This window comes from Streptomyces sp. NPDC058664 (assembly GCF_042716635.1).
GTDB lineage: Bacteria > Actinomycetota > Actinomycetes > Streptomycetales > Streptomycetaceae > Streptomyces.
In genome coordinates, this window is the sequence record NZ_JBHXRW010000012.1 from 34591 (window position 1) to 57122 (window position 22532).

Here is a 22532-nt window from a genome sequence, read left to right on the forward strand (position 1 = left end):
CGGGGTCGGCCTCGGCCCCGGCGACCCGAACCTCATGACGGTGGCCGCCGTGAAGGCCATCGCCGCCGCCGACGTCATCGCCTACCACTCGGCCCGCCACGGCCGCTCGATCGCGCGCTCCATCGCGGCCGAGCACCTCCGCGAGGACCACATCGAGGAGCGGCTGATGTACCCGCTCACGGTGGAGACCACGGACCACCCCGGCGGCTACCGGGGCGCCCTCGACGACTTCTACGAGGAGGCCTCGGCCCGTCTCGCCGCGCACCTCGACGCGGGCCGCACGGTCGCCGTCCTCGCCGAGGGCGACCCGCTGTTCTACGGCTCGTACCAGCACATGCACAAGCGGCTCGCGCACCGCTACGACACGACCGTCATCCCCGGCGTCACCTCGGTGAGCGCCGCCGCCGCCCGGCTCGGCGAGCCGCTGTGCGAGGCGGAGGAGGTCCTCACGATCATTCCCGGGACCCTGCCGGAGGACGAGCTGACGGCCCGGCTCGCGGGCACCGACTCGGCCGTCGTGATGAAGCTCGGCCGCACCTTCCCCACCGTGCGGCGGGCCCTGGAGCGGGCCGGCCGGCTCGACGACGCCCGGTACGTGGAGCGGGCGTTCATGGCGGGCGAGCGGACGGAGAAGCTGACGGAGGTGGACCCGTCGACGGTCCCGTACTTCTCCGTGGCCGTGCTCCCCTCCCGTATCGATCAGGAACCTCCCGTACGGGACCGGGGCGAGGTCGTCGTCGTCGGCACCGGCCCGGCCGGCGCCCCCTGGCTCACCCCCGAGTCGCGCGGCGCGCTCGTCAACGCCGACGTCCTCGTCGGCTACACCACCTACCTGGACCGGGTGCCGGTGCTTCGCCCCGGGCAGATCCGGCACGGCTCCGACAACAAGGTCGAGTCGGAGCGCGCCGAGTTCGCGCTCGACCTGGCCCGGCGCGGGCACAAGGTCGCGGTCGTCTCCGGCGGCGACCCGGGCGTCTTCGCCATGGCGACCGCCGTCCTGGAGGTCGCCTGCGAACCGGCGTACGCCGACGTTCCCGTACGGGTCCTCCCGGGGGTGACCGCCGCCAACGCGGCCGCCGCCGCCGCGGGCGCGCCCCTCGGCCACGACTACGCGACGATCTCGCTCTCCGACCGGCTCAAGCCCTGGGACGTCATCGCGACCCGGCTGCGGGCCGCGGCCGGCGCCGACCTGGTCCTCGCCCTCTACAACCCGGGCTCGAAGTCCCGCACCCACCAGGTGGCCGCGGCCCGCGACCTCCTCCTCGAACTCCGCTCCCCCGACACCCCGGTGGTCGTCGCGCGTGACGTGGGCGGCCCGGAGCAGTCGGTCCGGGTGGTGACCCTGAAGACCCTGGACCCGTCCGAGGTCGACATGCGGACCCTGCTCCTGATCGGCTCCTCGCAGACCCGCGCGGTGGAGCGCGCGGACGGCCGCACGATCACGTGGACACCCCGGCGTTACGGCTGACGGGTGAAGGTGCCGAGACCCTCCTGGTCCAGGTACTCGACGGTGAAGGCCTTGGCGTCCGGGGTGAAGGTGACCCCGGTACGGCCGACGGCGTTCTCGCCGCGGGTCTCGAAGCTGAACGTGTCGCCGTCGTAGTGCGTCAGCCGGTACGTCTGGGGCTCCGGCCCCAGACGGAGCGTCAGGGTCCCGTCGTCACCGGCGACGACTTCCGCCCGCCCGTAGTAGTCGCTCTCGAACGTGCCCGCGTACGTGCCGGCCTCCTTCGCGGGGGCCGCGTCGGCGGGCTTCTTCGCGTAATCCGTCTCGGACCGGTCGGCGTCCGCCTGCTGCTGGTAGACGGCGTCGACGAGCGGCATCCAGTCCCGGCTGGGCCTGCCGTCCTGCGCGGTGTCGAAGAAGTCGAGGGCGACGGAGTCCGCGACGCCGACCGGAGCCCCGTTGGTGAGGACGACGATCCCGAGCCGCTCGCCCGGCAGCATGGTGACGTTGGTGTGCGCGCCGAGCGCGAACGCCCCGGTGTGCGAGAGACGCAGCCGGCCCTCGTCGTCGTACGACACGTTCCAGCCGAGGCCGTAGAAACCGGTGCGGCCCGCCGGCGCGTGCGCCGGTGAGGCGACGGACTCGGGGTGGTGGGTGAGGTCGAGGGCGTCGGCGTCGACGATCCGCTTTCCGCCGAGGGTGCCGTTCGCGAGCTGGAGCCGCAGCCAGGTCGCCATGTCGCGGGCCGAGGAGCTGACGCCGCCCGCCGGGGACTGGGCGTCAGGGTCCCGTACGGACGCCTTCCACGTCCCGTCGGCCTCCTTCACATGGCCGACGGCCCGGTCGGGGTTGCCGGCGAAGTCCTGGAAGCGGGAGCTGGTGTCGTTCATGCCGGCCGGCTTGTAGAGCGTGTCCGCGGCGAGCTTCTCCCACGGCACGCCCTTCTCCGCGGCGACGGCCTCGGCGGCCGCCGTCAGACCGAAGTTGGTGTACGCGTAGCTCGCGCGGAACGGCGCCAGGGGCTCGTACCGCAGGTGGGACAGGATGTACTCCTGGTCGTGGCCGAGGTCCTCCAGGAGGTCGCCCGCGTGGTCGGGCAGACCGCTGCGGTGCGAGAACAGGTCGGCGACCGTCACATGGGACGACACCCACGGGTCCTTCAGCCGGAACTCGGGCAGCTCGGGGGCGACGGGACGCTGCCAGCCCTCGACGCCGACGGCCCCGGCGACGACGGTGGAGGCGATCGGCTTCGAGACCGAGGCCAGCTGGAAGACGGTGTCGGCGTCGACCCGGGCGGCCTTGCCCACCTCACGGACCCCGTACCCCTTGAGGTGGACGACCTTGTCCTCGTACACGACGGCGACGGACACGCCGGGAAGCCCGGTGCGCTTCATCATCGCCGCGACGTCGGCGTCGAGCCGGCCGACGGCACGGTCCACGTCCGCCCGGTCGAGAACGGGCGGCGGCTGCGCGGGGGGCGGCTCGGGGGTGGAGGTGGGAGTGGGGGCGGGGGTGGGGCCTGTACCCGCGGTCACGCCCAGTACGGACACGAGCCCCGCTGCGGCCAGCCATCGGACGGTACCCATCCCTCCATTGAACGCCGGGTGGAATCCGCTGTCGCGCGGAAGAAACCAGTCGGTAAAGTGCGCCTCCGGCGGAACACCGGCCCCACCCGCACCGCCCCCTCCCCCACGCGTCGACTGTTCCCGCTGTTCCCCACAGGTCCGGAAAGGGCCCCACTCTTCGTGATCACTCGTACCCGACGGAGCGCGCTGGCCACCACGGCCGCCCTCGTCGCATCCGGCGGTCTGCTGACCGCCGGCCCGGCCGCAGCGGCCGTCACCTGCGCCTCCCCGCTGTGGAAGGCGGACTACTACGCCAACACCACCCTCACGGGCACGCCCAAACTGATCACCTGCGACAGCGTCATCGCCGAGAACTACGGCTACGGCGACCCGGCCGTCACCACGCTGCCCAGGGACAACTTCGGCGTCCGCTGGACCCTCAGCCGCGACTTCGGCTCCGGCGGCCCCTTCACGTTCACCGCCGAGGCGCAGGACGGCATCCGCGTCAGCCTCGACGGCGTCCGCAAGATCGACCTCTGGAAGAACAACTCCACCACCCAGAAGAAGACGGTCGACCTCACCATCCCGTCCGGCCGCCACACGATCGTCGTGCACTACGCGACCTGGACGGGCGCGGCGAACGTCAAGTTCGGCTACGCGCCGCGCACTGCGGCGACGGTCGACAAGGTGCGGCCGCTCGCACCGGCCAGCGCCTGGGTCGACCCCGACCACACCACGGGGGCGACCAAGATCTACTGGACCGCGAACAAGGAGATGGACCTCGCCGGGTACAGCGTCTACCGGCGCCCGGAGACCTCCACCGCCTGGAGCCGGGTCAGCGGCACCGCCCTGCTGACCACCAGGTCCTACACGGACAGCACACCGCGCACGGGTCAGACGTACGTCTACGAGGTACGGGCACGGGACAAGGCCGGCAACGAGTCGTACGGCAGCCCCTACGACCCGACCGTCCACACCATCGACCGCACCGCCCCCGCCACCCCGACGGGCCTCACCGTCTCCACCGCCAACAACGAGAACCAGCTGAGCTGGAAGGCGGCGACCGACGCCGTACGGTACGAAGTGGAAGCGGCCGCCCAGCCGACAGGGCCGTTCACGGTGCTCACGCCATACACCTACGGTCCGTTCACCGACCTGCGCTACTGGGACAGTTCGGCACCGGCCGGAATCCCGCGGTACTACCGCGTCCGCGCCTTCGACACCGCCGAACTCCCCTCGGCGTACTCCGCCGTCGTCAGCGGCAACAGGATCGACACGACGCCGCCGCCGGCACCGACGGCTGTGCGCGCTCTCGCCGAGCTCGACAAGACCGTCATCTCCTGGAACATGATCGGATCCTTCGGCAACGAGGTCGCCTACTCCGGAGGCTTCCGCGTCTACCGCTCGCCCGGCACCGCCCTCGATCCGGCCGATCTCACCCGGGTCTCCTGCAACCTGTACGAGGTAGCGGGATCGGCCCCCGTCAGGATCGAGTGCGAGGACGAGGACATGGCGCCGAACGGCTACCACACGTACGCCGTCACCGCCGTCGACCCGGTGGGCAACGAGTCGCCGCTGTCCGCCCCCGTCACCATCCGCAGCGGCGACAGCGTCGCCCCCGCGCCGGTCGTCGACCTGAAGGCCACCCCGCGGGCCGACGGCACGCTGCTGACCTGGAAGCCTCCGGCGGACGACGACGTCGTCGGCTACTCGGCGTGGCAGGGAGTCGCCGGGGAGAACGGCACCATCGCCTGGGCCGGCTGCCGGGAGGGCCAGAGCGACCCCCTGGCCATGGTCTGCCCCAACGTCCCCGACGGGGAGGCCGCCGTCTACGCGGTGAGCGCCCGCGACCGCTGGGGCAACAGCCTTTCCCTCTACGGTCCGGACATCGCGAAGGTCACCGCGACGGAGCTCGACCTCCGGCCGTCCGTGAACGTCGTCGACGACTGGAACCTCTCGGGCGCCATGAACTGGTCGGACGTCACCACGAGTGCGCCGTCCATCGGCTGGACGTGCTTCAGCGCCGAGCCGTGCGCGCAGGTCGCCGGTTACCGGATGAGCCGCTGGAACCCGGTCACCAAGGCGTACGCCCCGCTCCACACGGGGCTGCTTCCCGCCACCGGAACCAGCTACGCGGACAGGACGGCCGTGCCGGGGCAGGCGTACTTCTACACCTTCGAGGCGGTACGGGCCGACGGCACCACGGTGGCGACGCACACGCTGTCCACCGTGTGGCCCTCCCTCGTCTGACGAGGTCCCGGGCTCAGCCCCGCAGCACCCAGGCGGCGGCCTCCTCGGGGGTCGCCGCCACTCGTACGCCCTCCGGGACCGGGGGGCGGCGGACCACCACGACCGGGATGCCCGCCTCGCGGGCCGCGGTCAGTTTCGGGGCGGTCGCCGTGCCGCCGCTGTCCTTCGTGACGAGGACGTCGATCCGGTGGCGGGCGAGGAGTTCCCGTTCGCCGTCCAGGGTGAACGGGCCCCGGTCCAGGAGGACGTCCGTGCGGGCCGGCATCGGGGCGTCCGGGGCGTCCACCGAGCGGACCAGGAACCACTGCGGGCAGTCCGCGAAGGCCGCGAGACCCATGCGGCCGGTCGTCAGGAACACGCGGTCGCCGAGGCCGTCCAGGGACCGGGCCGCCTCCTCCAGGGACGCCACGGAACGCCAGTCGTCGCCCTCTCCCGGGACCCAGCCTGGGCGGCGGAGGGCCAGCAGGGGAACATGGGCGGTGGCGGCCGCCCGGGCCGCGTTGAAGCTGATCCGCCCGGCGAAGGGATGCGTGGCGTCGATGACCGCGTCCACCGCGTGCCCGTCCATCCACTCCACGAGCCCGGCGACCCCGCCGAACCCGCCGATCCGGACCTCCCCGGCCGGCAGCCGGGGGCTCGCCACCCGCCCCGCGAGGGAGCTGGTGACCCGGACCTCGCCGTGCAGCAGGCCCGCGAGGGCGCGGGCTTCGGCTGTCCCCCCGAGAATGAGTACGTGCACCACAGGAGCCCTTTCGTGACGTCAGGCGGCGGGCGTGAGGCCCAACTCAAGCACACCGGTCTCCGGCCGGGCTGGACGACGGGGGCCTGTGCGACGGCGGCGACGACAGCCGCGTACACGGCCCTCCTGACCGGCGATTTCCCGGACCCGGTGACGATCACGCTGCCGAAGGGGCAGACGCCGTCGTTCGCGCTGACCGCCGAGTCCCTGTCCGGCGGGTCCGCCATGGCCGCCGTGGTGAAGGACGCGGGCGACGACCCCGACGTCACCCACGGCGCGGTGATCCGGGCGACGGTACGGCTCCTGCCGCCGGGCTCGGGCGTGGTCTTCCGGGCGGGCGACGGCGTCGGTACGGTCACCCTGCCCGGCCTGCCCCTCGACGTGGGCGAGCCGGCGATCAACCCGGTCCCCCGGCAGCTGATGCGCGACCACGTCGCCGAGGTCGCCGCCCGGCACGGGGGCGCCGGCGACGTCGAGATCACCGTCTCCGTCGACCACGGCGCCGAGATCGCCCGCTCCACCTGGAACCCCCGGATCGGCATCCTCGGCGGCCTGTCCATCCTCGGCACGACCGGGATCGTCGTCCCGTACTCCTGCTCGGCCTGGATCGACTCCATCCGGCGGGGCGTGGACGTGGCCCGCGCGGGCGGTCTCACCCACGTGGCGGGCTGCACCGGCTCGACGTCGGAGCGGACGGTGACGACCCTCTACGACCTGCCGGAGATCGCCCTCCTCGACATGGGCGACTTCGCGGGCGCGGTCCTCAAGTACGTCCGCCGCCACCCCGTCGACCGCCTCACGATCTGCGGCGGCTTCGCGAAGCTCTCCAAGCTGGCGGCGGGCCACCTGGACCTCCACTCGGCCCGCTCCCAGGTCGACAAGGCCTTCCTCGCCGACCTGGCCCGCTCGGGAGGCGCCCCGGAGCCCCTGGCGGCGGAGATCGCCGGCGCGAACACGGGCCTCGCCGCCCTCCGCCTCTGCGAGGCCGCCGGCGTCCCCCTCGGCGACCTGGTCGCCGCCCGGGCCCGCGACGAGGCCCTCGCGGTCCTGCGGGGCGCGCCGGTGGCGGTCGACGTGGTCTGCGTCGACCGGGCGGGGACGGTGGTGGGACGGTCGGCGGTGGCGGGGCCGGAGTACCGGGCCGGATAGCGCCGACCGGCGGTTGTGCCGCGTCGGCGGTCACTCCGCCGTTCCCCTTCTCTTGAGCACCTCCTCGATGTCGACGTTGTCGAGGTCGGGGAGGCCGAGGTCAGGAAGGCCGTGTACGGCGGAAGCCGCGCGGCGGCGCTCGTGCTCGGCGTCGAAGCCCGCCAGCTCGGCCCGTGCCGCCGCCGGCTCGGCCTCCGTGACAGGTCCGTACTCCGCCTCCGGCCAGGCGGCCGGCTCCTTGAGCCCGTCCCGGTCATTCATGGCCGGGATAGCCGATCTCCGCGATGTCCCCGGCCAGGTCGGCGATCTCCACGTCCGGGTTGAGGGCCGTGACGATCGCGGGCGTGAGGGGGCGCAGGGCGAGGACGTGGCGTACGGCGTCCAGGTCGACCGGGGTCTCGTAGTAGTCCGAGGCCCACTCCGCGTACGCCTCCGCCGAGCGGTCGACGAGCAGCTCGAAGAGGGTGTCGGAGCCGTCCGGCTCGCCGTCGCCCCAGGCGGGGAAGTCGATGGAGCCCGTACGCCAGGCGGAGTCGGCCGTCTCACGCCACAGACAGGCGGTGACGGCCGGAGGCTCGCCCTCTTCCTCCGGCGCATACGGCCGGAAGACTTCCGGTACGTCGTCGAGCACGCCCGGCCACACCACCGGGTCGTCCATGCGGGCCCACGGGCTCATCGACGCCTCGTGGGCGAAGCCCTGGACGAGCGCCCCCGCTCGGGTGAACGCGATCGTGTACTCGTCGCCCTGTCCGTCGCGCGTCGATGCCGTCTCCTTGGCGAAGGAGTAGTACCGATCCTCCCACTCCGGGCTCAGGACGGCGTCCAGCATCGCGAGGCCTTGGCAGTGGTCGCGCAGTTCCCCGATGCCCGGCAGCGCCCGGGCCACGTCGTAGACGGTCACGGGTCCATTCAAGACCGTGGCACCGACATGCGGCCCCCCGCGCCCGAACCTAGGCTTGCGAAGGCACACCCCCGAGCGAGAGGGAGTCCCATGGCCAAGCGCGGCAACAAGAAGCGGGCCCGTAAGAAGAAGAAGGCGAATCACGGCAAGCGGCCGAACGCCTGAGCACGGACGTACACGCGGCGGGGCCCCGGGGATCGGACTTCCCGGGGCCCCGCCGCGTGTCCGCGCGTGTCCGGTGGACGGCTCAGCAGACGTGGCGGTCGCGCGCCGGGTCGTACAGGTGGCTGTCGCGGAACTCCGAGGCCGCGAGGGTGCGGCCGACGAGGATGACGGCCGTCTTCGTGATGCCCGCCGCCTTCGTCTGCGCCGCGATGTCGTCGAGGGTGCCCCGCAGCACGAGCTCGTCGGGGCGGCTGGCCATCGCCACGACCGCGGCCGGGCAGTCGGCGCCGTAGTGGGGGACGAGTTCGGCCACGACCCGGTCGACGTAGCGGGCGGCCAGGTGGAGGACGAGCAGGGCGCCGCTGCGGCCCAGGGTGGCGAGGTCCTCGCCCTCGGGCATGGGCGTGGCCTGCTGGGCGATCCGGGTGAGGACCACCGTCTGGCCGACCGTGGGGACGGTCAGTTCCCGCTTGAGCGCGGCGGCCGCCGCCGCGAACGCCGGGACGCCGGGGACGACCTCGTACGGGATGCCCAGCGCGTCGAGCCGCCGCATCTGCTCGGCCATCGCGCTGAAGACGGACGGGTCGCCGGAATGGAGGCGGGCCACGTCCTGGCCGGCCTCGTGGGCGGCGGCGATCTCCTCGATGATCCCGTCCAGATCCATCTTCGCCGTGTCGACGAGGCGCGTGTCGGGTCCGCACTCGGCGAGCAGCTCGGTGGGAACGAGGGAACCGGCGTACAGGCAGACCCCGCAGGACGCGAGCGTCCGCGCGCCGCGCAGGGTGATCAGGTCGGCCGCGCCCGGGCCCGCGCCGATGAAGTAGACGGTCATGCTTCCTCTTCCTTGGTGACGGACCACTGGGTGACCGGCATCGCCTGGCGCCAGCCGGTGAAGCCGCCGACGGGGACGGCGGTGGCGACGGCGAGCCGGATCAGTTCGCCGCCGTGGCGGCGGTAGCGGTCGGCGAGCAGCGCCTCGGACTCCAGGGTCACGGTGTTGGCGACGAGCCGGCCGCCGGCGGGGAGCGCGTCCCAGCAGGCGTCGAGGAGGCCGGGGGCGGTGAGGCCGCCGCCGATGAAGACCGCGTGGGGGGCGGGGAGGCCGGTGAGGGCCGCGGGGGCGGGGCCGGTGACGACGCGCAGGCCGGGGACGCCGAGGCGGTCGGCGTTGCGGGTGATGCGGGCGGCGCGCTCGGGGGACTTCTCGACGGTGATCGCCCGGCAGGAGCGGTGGGTCCGCATCCATTCGACGCCGATGGAGCCGGAGCCGCCTCCGATGTCCCAGAGGAGTTCGCCGGGGGCGGGGGCGAGGGCGGCGAGCGTGGCGGCGCGCACGTACCTCTTGGTGAGCTGCCCGTCGTGCTCGTACGCCTCGTCCGGCAGGCCGGGTACGGCGCCGAGCCGGAGGGTGTCCGGGTCGCGTGCGCAGTCGAGGGCGAGGACGTGGAGCGCGTCGGTCCGCTCGTACGGCCAGTCGGCGGCGGTCCCGTCGAGGAGCCGCTCGCGGGGGCCGCCGAGCTGTTCCAGGACCCGGATCCGGGTGCCGCCCCAGCCGGTGTCGCGGAGGTACGCGGCGACGTCGGCGGGGGTGCCGGGGCCTTCGCCGAGGACGAGGAGCCGGCGCCCGGGGTGGAGGGCGGCGGCGAGGGCGGCGAGGGGCCGGGCGACGAGGGAGACGGTCTCGACCGCTTCCAGGGGCCAGCCGAGCCGGGCGCAGGCGTACGAGACGGAGGAGGGGTGGGGCAGGACGCGGAGCCGCTGGGCGCCGAGGGTCTCGGCGAGGGTGCGGCCGATGCCGTAGAAGGAGGGGTCGCCGCTGGCGAGGACGGCGACCGTCCGGTCCTGGTGGGCGGCGAGCAGTCCGGGGACGGCGGGGCGGAGCGGGGACGGCCAGGTGATCCGCTCGCCGGGGCAGGTGTCGGCGGGCAGCAGGTCGAGCTGGCGGGGGGCGCCGATGAGGACCTGGGCGGTGCGCAGGACGCGGCGGGAGGTCTCGGGGAGTCCGTCCCAGCCGTCCGCGCCGATCCCGACGACCGACACCACCGATATCGCAGCGTTCACGTCGGGGACTCTACGTGAGCCCCTCGCGGCTCCTACTTCTGGGCGTTCTGACCGACGTGGAAGAGGAGCCAGACGAAGCCGGCGAAGGCGTGCGTCGCGAAGACGTACACGAAGACGCGGAGCATCACCCCGCGCTCTTTCCAGCGCTCGTAGTCGGACATGGCCTCCAGGGTACGGGCGGAATAGGGGAGGGGGTCGCGCCGTTGGACGTGACAGTTTAAGATTCAACCAACAAGCCCCGGGGCGACAAGCCGCACGGCGCGAAACACCGCGAGAGGTGAGCACGATGCAGTTCGGGATCTTCACCGTCGGAGACGTGACGACCGACCCCACCACCGGCCGCACCCCCACCGAGCACGAGCGCATCAAGAACACCGTCGCCATCGCGCTCAAGGCCGAGGAGGTCGGACTCGACGTCTTCGCGACCGGCGAGCACCACAACCCGCCGTTCGTGCCGTCCTCCCCCACCACCCTCCTCGGGCACATCGCCGCCCGCACCGAGAACCTGATCCTCTCCACCTCCACGACCCTGATCACCACCAACGACCCGGTGAAGATCGCCGAGGACTACGCGACCCTCCAGCACCTCGCCGACGGCCGCGTGGACCTGATGATGGGCCGCGGCAACACCGGTCCGGTCTACCCGTGGTTCGGACAGGACATCCGCCAGGGCATCCCGCTCGCCATCGAGCACTACGCGCTCCTCCACAAGCTGTGGAGGGAGGACGTGGTCGACTGGGAGGGCAAGTTCCGCGGTGCCCTCCAGGGCTTCACCTCCACCCCCCGCCCGCTCGACGGCGTCCCGCCGTTCGTCTGGCACGGCTCCATCCGCTCCCCCGAGATCGCCGAGCAGGCCGCCTACTACGGCGACGGGTTCTTCGCGAACCACATCTTCTGGCCCAAGCAGCACACCGAGAAGATGGTCCGCCTCTACCGGCAGCGGTACGCCCACTACGGCCACGGGACGGAGGAGCAGGCCGTCGTCGGCCTCGGCGGCCAGGTGTTCATGCGCAAGAACTCGCAGGACGCGGTACGGGACTTCCGCCCGTACTTCGACAACGCGCCGGTCTACGGCCACGGCCCCACCCTGGAGGAGTTCTCCCGGGAGACCCCGCTGACCGTCGGCTCGCCGCAGGAGGTCATCGAGCGCACCCTGTCCTTCCGCGACTACGTGGGCGACTACCAGCGGCAGCTGTTCCTCGTCGACCACGCCGGACTGCCCCTCAAGACGGTCCTCGAACAGCTCGACATCCTCGGCGAGGAGGTCGTCCCGGTGCTGCGCAAGGAGTTCGAGAGCCTGCGCCCGGCCGGGGTCCCCGCCACCGCCCCGCTCCACCCCGCCGTCCTCGCGTCCAAGGAGGTCTGACACCGTGCAGACGTTGAAGCTGGTCGCGGTCTCCGCCGGCCTCAGCTCCCCCTCCTCCACCCGGCTGCTCGCCGACCGCCTCCTCCAGGCGGCCCGGTACCGGCTGGCCGAGCAGGAGTACGCGGTCGACGTCCAGGTCGTCGAACTGCGCGACCTGGCCGTCGACATCGCGAAGAACTTCGTCACGGGCTTCCCCTCCGCCGCGCTCCAGGAAGCCATCGACACGGTGACGGGCGCCGACGGGGTCATCGCCGTGACCCCCGTGTTCACGGCCTCGTACAGCGGTCTGTTCAAGTCGTTCTTCGACCTGATCGACCCGGCCGCGCTGACCGGCACCCCGGTCCTCGTCGGGGCCACCGGCGGCACCGCCCGTCACTCGCTCGTCCTCGACCACGCCCTGCGGCCGCTCTTCGCCTACCTGCGGGCCCTCGTCGCGCCGACCGCCGTCTACGCGGCCTCGGAGGACTGGGGCTCGGGCGGCGACGAGGCCTCCCCGATCAGGGACGAGCGCGACGGACTGCCGTCCCGGATCAACCGGGCGGGCAGCGAGTTCGCGGACATGGTCGCGGCCCGGCCGGGCGGGCGGGACGACGAGGACGAGATCGTCCCCTTCGAGCGGCAGCTGGCCGATCTGCGCCTCGACTGACCGGTTCGGCCGGTGGGACACGTCATGCGCCCGGCCCCCGTCGGGCGCATGATGCCCTCATGGACATCAAGCTGGAACTGATCGGTGTGCCCGTCACCGACGTCGACCGGGCCAAGGCCTTCTACGAGCGGGTGGGGTTCCACGCCGACCACGACATCCCGGTCGGCGACGGCATCCGCTTCGTCCAGATGACCCCGCCCGGCTCGGCCTGCTCGATCGCCTTCGGCAAGGGCATCACGGAGATGGCCCCGGGTTCCCTCGACAACATGCAGGTCGTCGTCACCGACATCGAGGAGGCCCACCGCGAGCTCACCGCCCGCGGGGTCGAGGTCAGCGGGATCGACGACCAGCCGTGGGGGTCGTTCGTCTACTTCGCCGACCCGGACGGCAACCGCTGGGCGGTCCAGCAGACCACTCCACGAGGGCAGTGACACGGGCGCGGTGACAGCGCCTACTTGCGGTTGTAGAGCCGCATGGTGACCGGGCCGAAGACGGTGACGAGCACCGCCGACCAGCCCAGCGTCCAGGTGATGTCGGCGGCCGGCCAGTTCCCGGCCATCAGCTCCCGTACCGAGGTCGCCAGATGGGTGACCGGGCTGTTGTTGACGAAGGCCTGGAGCCAGCCCGGCATCGTCCTCGGGTCGACGAACACGTTGGACAGGAACGTCAGCGGGAAGATCACCATCATGCTGACGCCCATGACGGACTTCTCGCTGCGGAGCATCAGCCCGAACATGGTCCAGATCCACGAGAACGAGAACGAGAACACCAGCAGCAGCGCGACCCCGAGCAGGACGCCCGCCACCCCGCCGTCCGGCCGGTAGCCGATGATCATGCCGACGGTGAGCATGACCGCCGAGGCGATCAGATAGCGGACGACGTCGCCGAGCAGATAGCCGACCATCGGTGCCGGCCGCCAGATCGGCAGCGTGCGGAAGCGGTCGAAGACGCCCTTCTCGATGTCGGTGTTGACCGAGACCCCTGTGTACATCGTGATCATCACGACGCTCATCACCAGGATGCCGGGCAGCAGGAACTGGATGTACGAGGAGACGGATCCGGCGAGCGCGCCCCCGAAGAGGTACGTGTACATCAGCACCATCATGATCGGGAACGCCGTCACGTCGAACAGCTGCTCCGGCACGTGCTTGATCTTCAGCATGGCCCGCCAGCCGAACGTCAGCGACGCGGACAGCGCACTGGGGCGCGGCGGGCGCTCGTGGCCGACGAGGAGGGCGGCCAGTTCCTCCGACCGTGGGGCCTCGAAGTCGAGGGCGTCGGCCGTCCGCGTGTCCTTGCCGGTGGAGACGGTGGTCATGCCGCCGTTCCTTTCCTGTCCGTCAGCGCCAGGAACACCTCGTCGAGACTGGGCTGTCCCAGCGCGAAGTCGTCGACCGTGATCCCGGCCCGTGCCAGCTCCGCGAGCGCCCGCGCGGCCTGCTCGGAGGCGCCGGTGTCCGTCCCGTGGCCGTCGACGGTGGCGGTGAGCGCCACCGGGTCCGGGTCGAGCTGGACGGTGGCCCGCAGGACGTCGGCCAGGACCCGCTCGGCCGCCGGGCGCTGCCGCGGGTCCCGGAGCCGTACGTGCACGGAACCCGAGCCGACCGAGGCCTTCAGCTCGCCCTTCGTGCCCTCCGCGATCACCTTCCCGTGGTCGATGACCGCGATGCGGGAGGCCAGCTGGTCCGCCTCGTCGAGGTACTGGGTGGTGAGCAGGACGGTGGTGCCCTGGGCGACGACCGCCCGGACGATGTCCCAGACCTGGTTGCGGCTGCGCGGGTCGAGGCCGGTCGTCGGCTCGTCGAGGAAGAGCAGGTCGGGGGTGTTGAGGATGGACGCGGCGATGTCGATACGGCGCCGCATGCCGCCCGAGTAGTTCTTGACCTGCTTGTCGGCGGCCTCCGCGAGCCCGAACGCGGCGAGCAGCTGCGCGGAGCGCGTGCGGGCGGCGGGCCGGGTGTGACCGAGCAGCCGGCCGAGCAGGACCAGGTTCTCGGTGCCGGTCAGGTCCTCGTCGACGGAGGCGTACTGGCCGGTGAGGCTCACCCGGCCGCGCACGGTGTCGGCGTCCTTGACGACGTCCTTGCCGAAGACGCGGGCCCGGCCTCCGTCGGGTCGGAGGAGGGTGGCGAGCATCTTGACGGCGGTGGTCTTGCCCGCGCCGTTGGGTCCGAGGACGCCGTAGACGGTGCCGGCGGGGACGCGCAGGTCGACGCCGTCGACGGCGCGGTTCGTACCGAAGAGCTTGACCAGGCCCTCGGTCTCGATGGCGAGGTCGGTCATACCGTTTCCCCTCCGGGGTCCGGGAGACAGCGCTCCTGCCAGTCTCCGTCACCCTCCGGCGGATCGCCAGGGCGGCGGGAGGACGTCCCCCTCCCCGTACCGAGGGCGTCCCCCCTCCCCGTAGCTCCCCGTACCGGAGGATCCCGGCTCCCCCGCCCGGCGGAGGGGAACGGCCCTCCGGGGCGACGCCCTGGCGGGGGCGGCGGGCGGACGCTGGGCCCATGACGAGATTCAAAGCCCTCCCCGACGTGCCCCGTTGGGCCGCCCTCGCCGCTCACGCGGTCCCCCTGGTCACCCTCCCGTCCGGACTGTGGCGGCTCGCGCTCGTCGCCGGCCTCCCGGTCACGCGGGACGCCGGTCTCGGCACGATGAGCGCGGGGGAGTCCGTGTACGTCGTCTCCCTCAGCGTCGTGTCCGAGCTGCTCGCCCTCCTCACCCTGGGGCTCGTCCGCTCCTGGGGCGAGGTGTTCCCCCGTTGGCTGCCGTTCCTCGGCGGGCGGCGGGTGAACCCGGCCGCCGGGACGGGCGCGGCCCTCGCCGGGGTGGCGGGGCTGTGTGCCATCGCCGGGTGGGGCGTGTACGCCTCGTACGCGGGCCTCGGCCCCGGCGTCCCGGCCACCCCGGCCCAGAACGCCCTGCTGATCGCCTGCTACGCGCCCCTCGCGGCCTGGCCCGTGCTGCTCGCCGCCGTGGCGGTCGCCTACCACCGGCGGCGCCGCCACGGCGCGGGGTCTCGGGGACCCCAGGGGCCTCGGGGGCCTCAGCGGCCTCGGGGTCGTCAGTACGGCGCGGGGCGGCCGACGGCGTCCTCGTGGGTGTAGAAGAGGTAGAAGGCGGCGGCGCCGGCGAACCCGGCGAAGGCCAGTCCGAGCCCGGTCGACGACAGGACGCTGGCGCCGGACAGGCTGAAGAGGAAGCCGACCGCGATGCCGGTCAGGCTGCCCCAGGCGGCGGCCCGCAGCTCGCGGGGGAGGACGCCGCCGCGGCGCCGGAGCACGTAGATCCCGCCGGCGAGGACCGCGGCCGAGACGAGGCCGAGCCACAGCTGCCCGAGGGTGGCGGGGCCGCCGTGGCGGGCGACGGTCGACGCGTAGAGGCCGTACAGGACGCCGATGGCGACCGGGCCGCCCCAGCCGTGCGCGCTGACGTGGCGCCGGGTCGGTACCGCTGCGTGTGCGGCCATGGCAGGAGCTCCTTCGTCTCTCGCCCCCCTGCTGCTTCCCGCATCCTCCAGGTCACACCCGCGCCCGGCGCCCCGCAAGTGGATCAGGCGGCGGATCAGGCCGCGGATCGGGCCGCGGGCCGTACGGCGACGGCGTCGATCTCGAAGAGCATGCCCGGCAGGGCGAGCGCCGCGACCCCGCTGAGGGTCTGCGCGGGCAGCCGCTCGCCGAAGTGGGCGTGCAGGGCCTTGCCGAGGACCTCCAGCTTGGCGAGGTCGTGCTCGACGACGTACGAGCCGAGCCGGACGACGTGCGACAGGCCGAGGCCGACGCCTTCCAGGGCGAGCCGCAGGTTCGTCAGGGAGAGCTCGACCTGGGCGGCGAAGTCGCCGGGAACGGGGGCGCCGGTGGCGTCGGAGGCGTACTGCCCGGCGATGAAGACGGGCTCGCCGGGCGCGGAGACGGCGTGGCTGTAGCCGAAGGGGGTGGGGTCGTGGAGGGTGCCGGGGTTGGTGATGACCCGCTGGTCGGCGGAGCCCTCGACAGCGGCAGCGGTGGTGGGAGTCGTCGGCTGGGCGGTCATGGCTGGTCGTTCCTTCCAGAGAAGTGGATATGAGATATCCAGGATTACGCTCTTCGGGCGCGCCGCCCCCACGCGGGAAGGGCGACCTCGTCAGGCGTTGGCGAACCAGTGGCGGAGCCGGTCGGGTGCGGTCGGCGCCTGGAGTTCCGCCCGCTCCCGTACGTCGTCCAGGGTCTGGGCCATGAGCTCCCGCCGCCAGGCCAGTTCGGCGCGTCCCATGGCGCCGGCGATGGCGCACTCGGCGGCGTACGTCCCCGGTGCTCCCGCGCCGGGTCCCTGCTGTCGGATCTCGGTGCAGCGAAAGGCCTCGTCAGGGCCTTCCACGGCGGCGACGACGTCCATCAGCGTGATCCGGTCGAGGCCTCGGGCGAGCCGGAAGCCGCCCTTGGGTCCGGAGACCGAGGTGACGATCCCGGCGCGGGCGAGCGCCTGGAGCTGCTTGTTGAGGTAGGCGGGGGGCAGCTCGTGATAGGCCGCGAGACGTGCGGCGGTGACCGCCTGCCCGGGTCCGATCCAGGCCAGGTTCAGGCAGCTGTGCAGGGCCCATTCCACGCCCTCGCTCATCTTCATGATTCTGGACTCTACATGTCCAGGATAGGGAGAGCAAGGAGGCCTCCTCACCGGCTTCCCGCGTTCAGGCCGTCCGGCCGCGAGCGTTCAGACCGGTTCGGCCGCGAGCGCCGCCAGGCGGGCGAGGGCGTCGTCGAGGACCGCGTGGGGCGGGGACGCGAGACCGGCCCGGATCGCGTCCGGGGCCGTGCCCGCCCCCACCGCGAAGGCACTGCCCGGGGTGACCGCCACGCCCGCGCGTGCGGCGGCGGCCGTGAAGGTCTCCGCCCGCCAGGGCGCGGGCAGTTCCCACCAGCAGTAGTACGCGTACGGGGAGGTCCGCAGGGTGTGCCCGGCGAGTCTCCGCAGGACCAGGGCGTGCCGGGCCTCCGCGTCCGCCCGCTTGGCCGCGACCGCCTCGGCGACCGTCCCGTCCCCGGCCCAGCGGGTGGCGGCGGCGAGCGCGAGGCCGCCCGCCGTCCAGGCGCCGGAACGCAGGGCGTCGGCGACCGCCGTGCGCAGCGGCCCCGGCACCACCAGGTAGCCGACCGTCAGGCCGGGGGCGAGCCGCTTGGAGAGGCTGTCGACGAGGACGACCCGCTCGGGGGCGTGCGCGGCGAGCGGGGCGGGCGCGTCCGGTACGAGGAAGGCCCAGGTGGTGTCCTCGACGGCGGTGAGGTCCAGGCTCCGCAACAGCTCGGCCAGCGCGGCCCGCCGCCCCTCCCCGGTGGTCGAGGAGAGCGGGTTGTGCAGGGTCGGCTGGAGGTAGACGGCGGCGAGGGGCGCCGCCCGGTGGGCGGCCGCGAGGGCCTCGGGCCGTACCCCCTCGGCGTCGAGGGCGAGCGGCACGAGCCGGATGCCGAGCCGTTCGGCGACCACCTTGACCAGCGGGTACGTGAGCGCCTCGACGCCCAGCCGACCGCCGGGCGGGACGAGCGCGGAGAGCGCGGCGGCGATGGCCTGCCGTCCGTTCCCGGCGAAGAGCACGCTCGCGGGGTCGGGCGCCCAGCCGGGCCGGGCGAGGACGGCCGCCGCCGCGTCGCGGGCCTCCGGGGTGCCGGTGGCGGCGGCGGGCCGGGAGACGGCCTCGGCCAGGACGTCGGGCCGGCCGAGGGCGGTGAGCGCGCGGGCCATCAGCTCCGACTGGCCCTTGAAGCCGGGGTAGTTGAGCTGGAGGTCGACGGGAGCGGCGCCGGTGGCCTCGGCGAGCGCGGCCCCCGGCAGCGGGGGCGCGGCCCGGACGAAGGTGCCGCGGCCGACCTCCCCGACGACCAGACCGCGGCGCGCGAGCTCGCCGTACACGCGGATGGCCGTCGAGTTCGCGATCCCGTGGCGGCGGGCGAAGACCCGCTGCGGCGGCAGCCGGTCACCGGGGCTCAGCCGCCCGTCCCGGACGGCCGCCTCGACCCGGTCCGCGATCCTGCGGTACTCCTCCACCCGGACCCCCTCACCCCTATTGCACCGAGAGCAAAAATCTTATTGCACCGAGTAGTTGCGGCTGCCTAGCCTGCGGCCATGCCCGTTTCCAGAACAGTCCAGGCCGAGACCTTCTACGAGGACCGGGGCACCGGCCCCGCCCTCCTCCTCGTCCACGGCCACCCCTTCGACCACACCATGTGGCGGCCCCAGATCGAGCGGTTCTCCCGCACCCACCGCGTGATCGCCCCCGACCTGCGCGGCTACGGCGACACGCCCCTCGGCCCGGCGACCGGCTCCACCGACCTCGGCGTCTTCGCCGAGGACCTCGTCGCACTCCTCGACGACCTGGAGATCGAGGACTGCGTCCTCGTCGGCCTCTCCATGGGCGGCCAGATCGCCATGGAGCTCTACCGCCGCCACCCCGGACGCGTCAGCGGCCTCGTCCTCGCCGACACCTTCCCCGCCGCCGAGACCGAGGACGGCAAGGCCGCCAGGAACGCCATGGCCGACCGGCTCCTGCGCGAGGGCATGCGCGGGTACGCCGACGAGGTCCTCGACCGGATGGTCGCCCCGTACAACACCCACGCCGCACCCCACGTCCACCGCATGATGTGCGCCACCGACCCGGTCGCCGCGGCCGCCGCCCTGCGCGGCCGGGCCGAACGCCCCGACTACCGGGAGACCCTCACCACGGTCCCGTTCCCCGCGCTCGTGGTCGTCGGCCGGGACGACACGTACACCCCGGTCGCCGACGCCGAGGAGATGCACGCGCTGCTCCCCCACGCCACGCTCGCCGTGATCGAGCGGGCCGCGCACCTGCCGAACCTGGAGAGGACCGAGGAGTTCGACGCCGTACTGGAGACCTATCTCCGCTCACCCGTACGGCCCATCTGAAGATTCGCGGCCGCGCGAACGCCCCGACGATGGGGCCATGAGCCAGAACACCGCACCACCCCGCAGGCCGAACTCCTCCTCCAGCGCCTGGGCCGCAGGCGGCACGCTCTTCGCCGGCGTCCTCATGCTGGTCACCGGCTTCATGGACATCTTCCAGGGCATCGCCGGCATCGCGAAGGACGACATCTACACCCGCGTCGGCGACTACGTCTTCAAGTTCAACCTCACCACCTGGGGCTGGATCCACCTCATCCTCGGCGTCATCCTCGTGATCGCCGGCTTCGGCATCCTCAAGGGCGCCGAATGGGGCCGGGTCACCGGTATCGCACTCGCCTCCCTCAACATCCTCCTCCAGTTCCTCTTCCTGCCGTACCACCCGTGGTGGGCGCTCTTCTCCATGGCCGTCTCGGTCTTCGTGATCTGGGCGCTGGCGACGAACGAGGCGTACGGCCGCGACGAGCGACTCTGAGGACGGGCCACCCATGAGACGGTCACCCACGGGACGGTCCCTCACGAGGCGGTCGGCCACCGGGCGGTCACCCACGAGGCACACCACGGCGGTGGCCCTCTCCCTCGCCGCGACCACGGCACTCGCCCTCACCGGCTGCGACACCGTCGCCGACAAGGCGGGCGAGGTCGTCTCCTCCGCCACCGCCGCCGTCGCCTCGGCCGCCCAGGACAAGATGAACGAGGTCAAGGACGGGGCGAACGCCGGCGGCGACGTGCGCGCCGGGCCGACGAGCACCGACGGCGACCGCACGGTCGCCGAGATCACCGCGACCAACCCGAAGGACAAGAACGCCGACTACACGGTCATGGTGAACTTCCGGGACGGCCAGGGGAACTTCCTCGACTCCGTCGTCGTCAGCATCGACGGCGTCGGGCCCGGCTCGTCCAAGACCGGTACCGCACGCAGCAACCGGACGCTCTCGGGCGACACCAAGGCGGAGATCGCACAGGCGCTGCGGCACTGAGGACCGCGACGCCGAGGACTACGGCACCGAGGACTGCGAAACTGAGCTACGTGGACCGAGCCCTCACCGCCGTGCCGGAACCCCCGCCCGCGACGAGCGCCGCCCCGGCGGCCTCCGAACCACCACCGCTCCGGCCCAGGCACCGCCTCACCGCCTGGGCCGCCGGGCTGCTCCTCGTCATGCCCGCCTTCCTCACCGGCTGCCGTCTCCTCGACACCGACGGAGACACGCCCGTACCGCAGCTGCTCTCCCTCCTGCCCTGGTTCGCCGTGCCCGCCGGGCTCGCGGTGCTCCTCGCCGCCGTCGCCCGCCGCCGCGTCCTCGCCTTCACGGCCGTCGTCGTCCTCACCGCCACCGGCTGGGCCTCCCTGCCCTACATGCCGCAACTCGTCACCTCCTACGGGCTCCCCCTCACCCAGGTCCGGGTGCTCGCCGCCAACGTCGAGTTCGGCCAGGCCACCGGGGCGCTGACCGACGCCGTCCGGCGCGAGCGGCCCCAGCTGGTGTTCGTCTCCGAGTGCGACCGGGCCTGCGGGCGCGCCCTCGCCACCGCGTTCGCGGCCGAACTGCCCCACCGGGCCTCGGTCGAAGCCGACGGATCCGTCGGCTCCGTCCTGCTGAGCGCCTACCCGCTGACCGACGAGCGGGTGATCCCGGCGGCCATGGGCATGCCGGGCGCCACGGCGGAGATCGCCGGAGTGCCCGTACGCCTGCAACTCGCCCACCCGATGCCGCCGGTGCCGGGCCAGGTGGACGAGTGGAAGCGGGAGCTCCGCCGGATCGAGGACGCGGCCCTGCACCACACCGGCCCCCTCCTGGTCGCCGGCGACTTCAACGCCTCCCAGGACCACGCGGCCTTCCGCTCGCTCCTCGACGGAGGCGACCTCCAGGACGCCGCCCGCCTCGCGGACGCGAGCCGCACCCCCACCTGGCCCATGGAGGGACCCCTGCCGCCGTTCGTCCAGATCGACCACGTCCTGGTCAGCCAGGACTTCAGCGTCCGGGACCTCCGCTTCCTCGACCTGACGGGCTCCGACCACCGTGCCGTCCTCGCCGATCTCGACCTGCGCGGCGGGCGCTGATCGGCCACGCTGGAAGACATGGACAACGAGGAGATCCTGGACGACATCGGTGCCCTCGTCGAGGAAGAACGCGCCCTGCGGCAACGGACCGGCGGCCTCCTCCCCGAGGAACTCACCCGCCTCGCCGAACTGGAGGTGCGCCTCGACCAGTGCTGGGACCTGCTGCGGCAGCGACGGGCGAAGGCGGAGTTCGGCGAGGACCCGGACACGGCGACGATCCGCCCGGCCGCCGAGGTCGAGTCCTACCGCAACTGATCGGCGGACCGAGCGGCCGACGGCGCCGTCGGCCGGACGCCGTCGCCCCGGGCATCGCCGCCCTAGGACGAAAGGACCAGGGCGATCACCGCTCGGCGCCCGAGGCCGCCCCGCCTCCCGGCTGCGTAGGGTCGCGGCGTGACGAACAACGAAGACAGCGTGACGCACGACGAAGACACCCCCCGGGGCACCGCCCCGCGCCCGGACCTCGACGCCTACCTCGCCCGCGTCGGCTGGACCGGGGAGCGCCGCGCGGACGCCGCGACACTCAGGTCCCTGCACCGCGCGCACATGCACGGCATCCCGTTCGAGAACCTGGATCCGATCGGCGGCTCGGCCCCCTCCCTCGCGCTGGCCGACCTGGAGGCGAAGCTGGTCGGGGGCGGCCGGGGCGGGTACTGCTACGAGCACAACACCCTCTTCTCCGCCGTCCTCGAAGCCTTCGGCTTCGGCGTCACGCGCCTGTGCGCCCGCGTCGTCCTCGGCGCCCGCGGCGCGATCCGGCCGCGCACGCACATGCTGCTCCTCGTCGACGTGCCGGGCGAGCCGGTCCCGTACGTGGCGGACGTCGGCTTCGGCGCCTCCGGAGCGCTGCTCGAAGCGGTCCCGCTGGTCGCGGACACCGAGTTCCGTGACGCGCCCCGCCGGCACCGCCTGGTCCACGAACCGCACCGCGGGCCGCTGGAGCTGTGGGTGCTCCAGGCGTACGAGGACGAGGCGTGGACCGATCAGTACGCGTTCACCGTGGAGCCGTACGAGGCCCCGGACTTCGAGGTCATCAACTGGCACGTCGCGACCAACCCCCGCTCCCCCTTCTCCCACCTGCTCTACGTCCAGCGCACGACACCGGACGCCCATCTCGCGCTCAGCGGCCACCACCTCGTCGAGACCCGCGCGGACGGCTCCCGGAAGGAGCGGGAACTGTCGGGAGAGGACGAGATCGCGCGCGTCCTGACCGCCGACTTCGGCATCGCGGCCCCGGCCGGCCTGCCCCTGGACCGCCGGGAGCAGTAGGCGAGGGCGGGGCCCCTACGTCACCCC

General features: G+C 73.1%; 27 protein-coding genes. 14 read left to right on the top strand and 13 right to left on the bottom strand.

Features of this window, described 5'->3' with window-relative positions; all coding sequences use genetic code 11:
* Window positions 1-34: 34 nt before the first annotated feature.
* Window positions 35-1468, top strand: a complete 1434-nt coding sequence (cobJ, locus tag ACFWUY_RS12490) for a precorrin-3B C(17)-methyltransferase (RefSeq protein WP_384106534.1) — start codon at window positions 35-37, stop codon at window positions 1466-1468.
* Here cobJ and ACFWUY_RS12495 read toward each other — a convergent pair.
* Window positions 1459-3033, bottom strand: a complete 1575-nt coding sequence (locus ACFWUY_RS12495; RefSeq protein ID WP_384106208.1) for a serine hydrolase — start codon at window positions 3031-3033, stop codon at window positions 1459-1461. The genes cobJ and ACFWUY_RS12495 overlap by 10 nt on opposite strands.
* A 159-nt stretch (window positions 3034-3192) precedes the next feature.
* Here ACFWUY_RS12495 and ACFWUY_RS12500 point away from each other — a divergent pair, with 159 nt between their 5' ends.
* Entirely contained in the window at window positions 3193-5262 is a 2070-nt protein-coding gene (locus ACFWUY_RS12500; RefSeq protein ID WP_384106211.1) for a fibronectin type III domain-containing protein, read from the top strand.
* A 13-nt stretch (window positions 5263-5275) separates the two neighbouring features.
* Here ACFWUY_RS12500 and ACFWUY_RS12505 read toward each other — a convergent pair whose 3' ends face one another.
* The gene (locus tag ACFWUY_RS12505; protein WP_384106214.1) at window positions 5276-6001 is read right to left on the bottom strand and encodes a cobalt-precorrin-6A reductase; all 726 of its coding nucleotides are present in this window, start codon (window positions 5999-6001) and stop codon (window positions 5276-5278) included.
* Between the two features lie 15 nt (window positions 6002-6016).
* On the opposite strand from ACFWUY_RS12505, the gene ACFWUY_RS12510 reads away from it, so the two are divergent.
* A complete protein-coding gene (locus ACFWUY_RS12510) occupies window positions 6017-7150 on the top strand; it encodes a cobalt-precorrin-5B (C(1))-methyltransferase (RefSeq protein WP_384106217.1) in 1134 nt (377 codons plus the stop codon).
* 30 nt (window positions 7151-7180) lie between these two features.
* Here ACFWUY_RS12510 and ACFWUY_RS12515 read toward each other — a convergent pair whose 3' ends face one another.
* Complete coding sequence (locus ACFWUY_RS12515; protein ID WP_384106220.1) at window positions 7181-7411, bottom strand: hypothetical protein; 231 nt, start codon at window positions 7409-7411, stop codon at window positions 7181-7183.
* On the bottom strand, window positions 7404-8051 hold the full coding sequence (locus ACFWUY_RS12520) for a hypothetical protein (RefSeq protein WP_384106223.1): 648 nt from the start codon (window positions 8049-8051) through the stop codon (window positions 7404-7406). The genes ACFWUY_RS12515 and ACFWUY_RS12520 overlap by 8 nt, the downstream gene beginning before the upstream one ends.
* A 90-nt stretch (window positions 8052-8141) precedes the next feature.
* On the opposite strand from ACFWUY_RS12520, the gene ACFWUY_RS12525 reads away from it, so the two are divergent.
* Window positions 8142-8216, top strand: a complete 75-nt coding sequence (locus ACFWUY_RS12525) for a 50S ribosomal protein bL37 (protein ID WP_099895366.1) — start codon at window positions 8142-8144, stop codon at window positions 8214-8216.
* Between the two features lie 82 nt (window positions 8217-8298).
* On the opposite strand, the gene cobM is transcribed toward ACFWUY_RS12525, so the two are convergent.
* Genes cobM through ACFWUY_RS12540 form a run of 3 tightly spaced genes read right to left on the bottom strand, consistent with a single transcriptional unit; the run spans window position 8299 to window position 10438 of the window.
* Window positions 8299-9048 carry a precorrin-4 C(11)-methyltransferase gene (cobM, locus tag ACFWUY_RS12530; protein ID WP_384106226.1) on the bottom strand — a complete coding sequence of 250 codons (750 nt, stop codon included), beginning with the start codon at window positions 9046-9048 and terminating at the stop codon, window positions 8299-8301.
* Window positions 9045-10277, bottom strand: coding sequence for a precorrin-6y C5,15-methyltransferase (decarboxylating) subunit CbiE (gene cbiE / locus ACFWUY_RS12535; RefSeq protein ID WP_384106229.1), 1233 nt, complete (start codon window positions 10275-10277; stop codon window positions 9045-9047). The genes cobM and cbiE overlap by 4 nt, the downstream gene beginning before the upstream one ends.
* Before the next feature lie 32 nt (window positions 10278-10309).
* Window positions 10310-10438, bottom strand: a complete 129-nt coding sequence (locus ACFWUY_RS12540; RefSeq protein ID WP_384106232.1) for a DUF6126 family protein — start codon at window positions 10436-10438, stop codon at window positions 10310-10312.
* A gap of 125 nt (window positions 10439-10563) precedes the next feature.
* On the opposite strand from ACFWUY_RS12540, the gene ACFWUY_RS12545 reads away from it, so the two are divergent.
* Genes ACFWUY_RS12545 through ACFWUY_RS12555 form a run of 3 tightly spaced genes read left to right on the top strand, consistent with a single transcriptional unit; the run spans window position 10564 to window position 12720 of the window.
* A complete protein-coding gene (locus tag ACFWUY_RS12545) occupies window positions 10564-11643 on the top strand; it encodes an LLM class flavin-dependent oxidoreductase (protein ID WP_384106235.1) in 1080 nt (359 codons plus the stop codon).
* A 4-nt stretch (window positions 11644-11647) separates the two neighbouring features.
* On the top strand, window positions 11648-12289 hold the full coding sequence (locus ACFWUY_RS12550; protein ID WP_384106238.1) for an FMN reductase: 642 nt from the start codon (window positions 11648-11650) through the stop codon (window positions 12287-12289).
* Between the two features lie 59 nt (window positions 12290-12348).
* Entirely contained in the window at window positions 12349-12720 is a 372-nt protein-coding gene (locus tag ACFWUY_RS12555; protein WP_384106241.1) for a VOC family protein, read from the top strand.
* 20 nt (window positions 12721-12740) lie between these two features.
* On the opposite strand, the gene ACFWUY_RS12560 is transcribed toward ACFWUY_RS12555, so the two are convergent.
* Both ACFWUY_RS12560 and ACFWUY_RS12565 read right to left on the bottom strand, forming a co-directional pair.
* Window positions 12741-13607, bottom strand: coding sequence for an ABC transporter permease (locus tag ACFWUY_RS12560; RefSeq protein WP_384106244.1), 867 nt, complete (start codon window positions 13605-13607; stop codon window positions 12741-12743).
* Complete coding sequence (locus tag ACFWUY_RS12565; RefSeq protein ID WP_384106247.1) at window positions 13604-14572, bottom strand: ATP-binding cassette domain-containing protein; 969 nt, start codon at window positions 14570-14572, stop codon at window positions 13604-13606. The genes ACFWUY_RS12560 and ACFWUY_RS12565 overlap by 4 nt, the downstream gene beginning before the upstream one ends.
* Window positions 14573-14793: 221 nt before the next feature.
* Here ACFWUY_RS12565 and ACFWUY_RS12570 point away from each other — a divergent pair, with 221 nt between their 5' ends.
* Window positions 14794-15393, top strand: a complete 600-nt coding sequence (locus ACFWUY_RS12570; protein ID WP_384106250.1) for a hypothetical protein — start codon at window positions 14794-14796, stop codon at window positions 15391-15393.
* Here the strand turns inward: ACFWUY_RS12570 and ACFWUY_RS12575 are convergent.
* From ACFWUY_RS12575 to ACFWUY_RS12590, 4 genes are all read right to left on the bottom strand, one after another.
* Window positions 15351-15755, bottom strand: coding sequence for a hypothetical protein (locus ACFWUY_RS12575; RefSeq protein ID WP_384106253.1), 405 nt, complete (start codon window positions 15753-15755; stop codon window positions 15351-15353). The genes ACFWUY_RS12570 and ACFWUY_RS12575 overlap by 43 nt on opposite strands.
* Window positions 15756-15850: 95 nt before the next feature.
* Window positions 15851-16318: a RidA family protein gene (locus tag ACFWUY_RS12580; RefSeq protein WP_384106256.1), complete on the bottom strand. Its 468-nt coding sequence runs from the start codon at window positions 16316-16318 to the stop codon at window positions 15851-15853.
* 90 nt (window positions 16319-16408) lie between these two features.
* A complete protein-coding gene (locus ACFWUY_RS12585) occupies window positions 16409-16882 on the bottom strand; it encodes an RrF2 family transcriptional regulator (protein ID WP_384106538.1) in 474 nt (157 codons plus the stop codon).
* Between the two features lie 93 nt (window positions 16883-16975).
* On the bottom strand, window positions 16976-18304 hold the full coding sequence (locus ACFWUY_RS12590; protein ID WP_384106258.1) for a PLP-dependent aminotransferase family protein: 1329 nt from the start codon (window positions 18302-18304) through the stop codon (window positions 16976-16978).
* 78 nt (window positions 18305-18382) lie between these two features.
* Between ACFWUY_RS12590 and ACFWUY_RS12595 the strand changes: the two genes are divergently transcribed.
* The 6 genes from ACFWUY_RS12595 (at window position 18383) to ACFWUY_RS12620 (ending at window position 22505) form a co-directional block, all read left to right on the top strand.
* Complete coding sequence (locus ACFWUY_RS12595) at window positions 18383-19180, top strand: alpha/beta fold hydrolase (protein ID WP_384106261.1); 798 nt, start codon at window positions 18383-18385, stop codon at window positions 19178-19180.
* A gap of 37 nt (window positions 19181-19217) precedes the next feature.
* Complete coding sequence (locus ACFWUY_RS12600) at window positions 19218-19649, top strand: hypothetical protein (protein ID WP_384106266.1); 432 nt, start codon at window positions 19218-19220, stop codon at window positions 19647-19649.
* Window positions 19650-19740: 91 nt separating this feature from the next.
* On the top strand, window positions 19741-20154 hold the full coding sequence (locus ACFWUY_RS12605) for a hypothetical protein (protein WP_384106271.1): 414 nt from the start codon (window positions 19741-19743) through the stop codon (window positions 20152-20154).
* Between the two features lie 50 nt (window positions 20155-20204).
* A complete protein-coding gene (locus ACFWUY_RS12610; RefSeq protein WP_384106277.1) occupies window positions 20205-21236 on the top strand; it encodes an endonuclease/exonuclease/phosphatase family protein in 1032 nt (343 codons plus the stop codon).
* A gap of 18 nt (window positions 21237-21254) precedes the next feature.
* Window positions 21255-21491, top strand: coding sequence for a DUF2630 family protein (locus ACFWUY_RS12615; protein WP_384106281.1), 237 nt, complete (start codon window positions 21255-21257; stop codon window positions 21489-21491).
* A 159-nt stretch (window positions 21492-21650) separates the two neighbouring features.
* Window positions 21651-22505, top strand: a complete 855-nt coding sequence (locus ACFWUY_RS12620; RefSeq protein ID WP_384106542.1) for an arylamine N-acetyltransferase — start codon at window positions 21651-21653, stop codon at window positions 22503-22505.
* The last annotated feature ends 27 nt before the right edge of the window (window positions 22506-22532 follow it).

Excerpts from the sequence above, each read along its gene's own strand:
- cobJ (WP_384106534.1), top strand. The coding sequence starts at position 35 with ATGACGGTGGCCGCCGTGAAGGCCATCGCCGCCGCCGACGTCATCGCC.
- ACFWUY_RS12495 (WP_384106208.1), bottom strand. The coding sequence starts at position 3,033 with ATGGGTACCGTCCGATGGCTGGCCGCAGCGGGGCTCGTGTCCGTACTG.
- ACFWUY_RS12515 (WP_384106220.1), bottom strand. The coding sequence starts at position 7,411 with ATGAATGACCGGGACGGGCTCAAGGAGCCGGCCGCCTGGCCGGAGGCG.
- cobM (WP_384106226.1), bottom strand. The coding sequence starts at position 9,048 with ATGACCGTCTACTTCATCGGCGCGGGCCCGGGCGCGGCCGACCTGATC.
- ACFWUY_RS12540 (WP_384106232.1), bottom strand. The coding sequence starts at position 10,438 with ATGTCCGACTACGAGCGCTGGAAAGAGCGCGGGGTGATGCTCCGCGTC.
- ACFWUY_RS12545 (WP_384106235.1), top strand. The coding sequence starts at position 10,564 with ATGCAGTTCGGGATCTTCACCGTCGGAGACGTGACGACCGACCCCACC.
- ACFWUY_RS12555 (WP_384106241.1), top strand. The coding sequence starts at position 12,349 with ATGGACATCAAGCTGGAACTGATCGGTGTGCCCGTCACCGACGTCGAC.
- ACFWUY_RS12560 (WP_384106244.1), bottom strand. The coding sequence starts at position 13,607 with ATGACCACCGTCTCCACCGGCAAGGACACGCGGACGGCCGACGCCCTC.
- ACFWUY_RS12565 (WP_384106247.1), bottom strand. The coding sequence starts at position 14,572 with ATGACCGACCTCGCCATCGAGACCGAGGGCCTGGTCAAGCTCTTCGGT.
- ACFWUY_RS12570 (WP_384106250.1), top strand. The coding sequence starts at position 14,794 with ATGACGAGATTCAAAGCCCTCCCCGACGTGCCCCGTTGGGCCGCCCTC.
- ACFWUY_RS12575 (WP_384106253.1), bottom strand. The coding sequence starts at position 15,755 with ATGGCCGCACACGCAGCGGTACCGACCCGGCGCCACGTCAGCGCGCAC.
- ACFWUY_RS12580 (WP_384106256.1), bottom strand. The coding sequence starts at position 16,318 with ATGACCGCCCAGCCGACGACTCCCACCACCGCTGCCGCTGTCGAGGGC.
- ACFWUY_RS12585 (WP_384106538.1), bottom strand. The coding sequence starts at position 16,882 with ATGAGCGAGGGCGTGGAATGGGCCCTGCACAGCTGCCTGAACCTGGCC.
- ACFWUY_RS12595 (WP_384106261.1), top strand. The coding sequence starts at position 18,383 with ATGCCCGTTTCCAGAACAGTCCAGGCCGAGACCTTCTACGAGGACCGG.
- ACFWUY_RS12600 (WP_384106266.1), top strand. The coding sequence starts at position 19,218 with ATGAGCCAGAACACCGCACCACCCCGCAGGCCGAACTCCTCCTCCAGC.
- ACFWUY_RS12615 (WP_384106281.1), top strand. The coding sequence starts at position 21,255 with ATGGACAACGAGGAGATCCTGGACGACATCGGTGCCCTCGTCGAGGAA.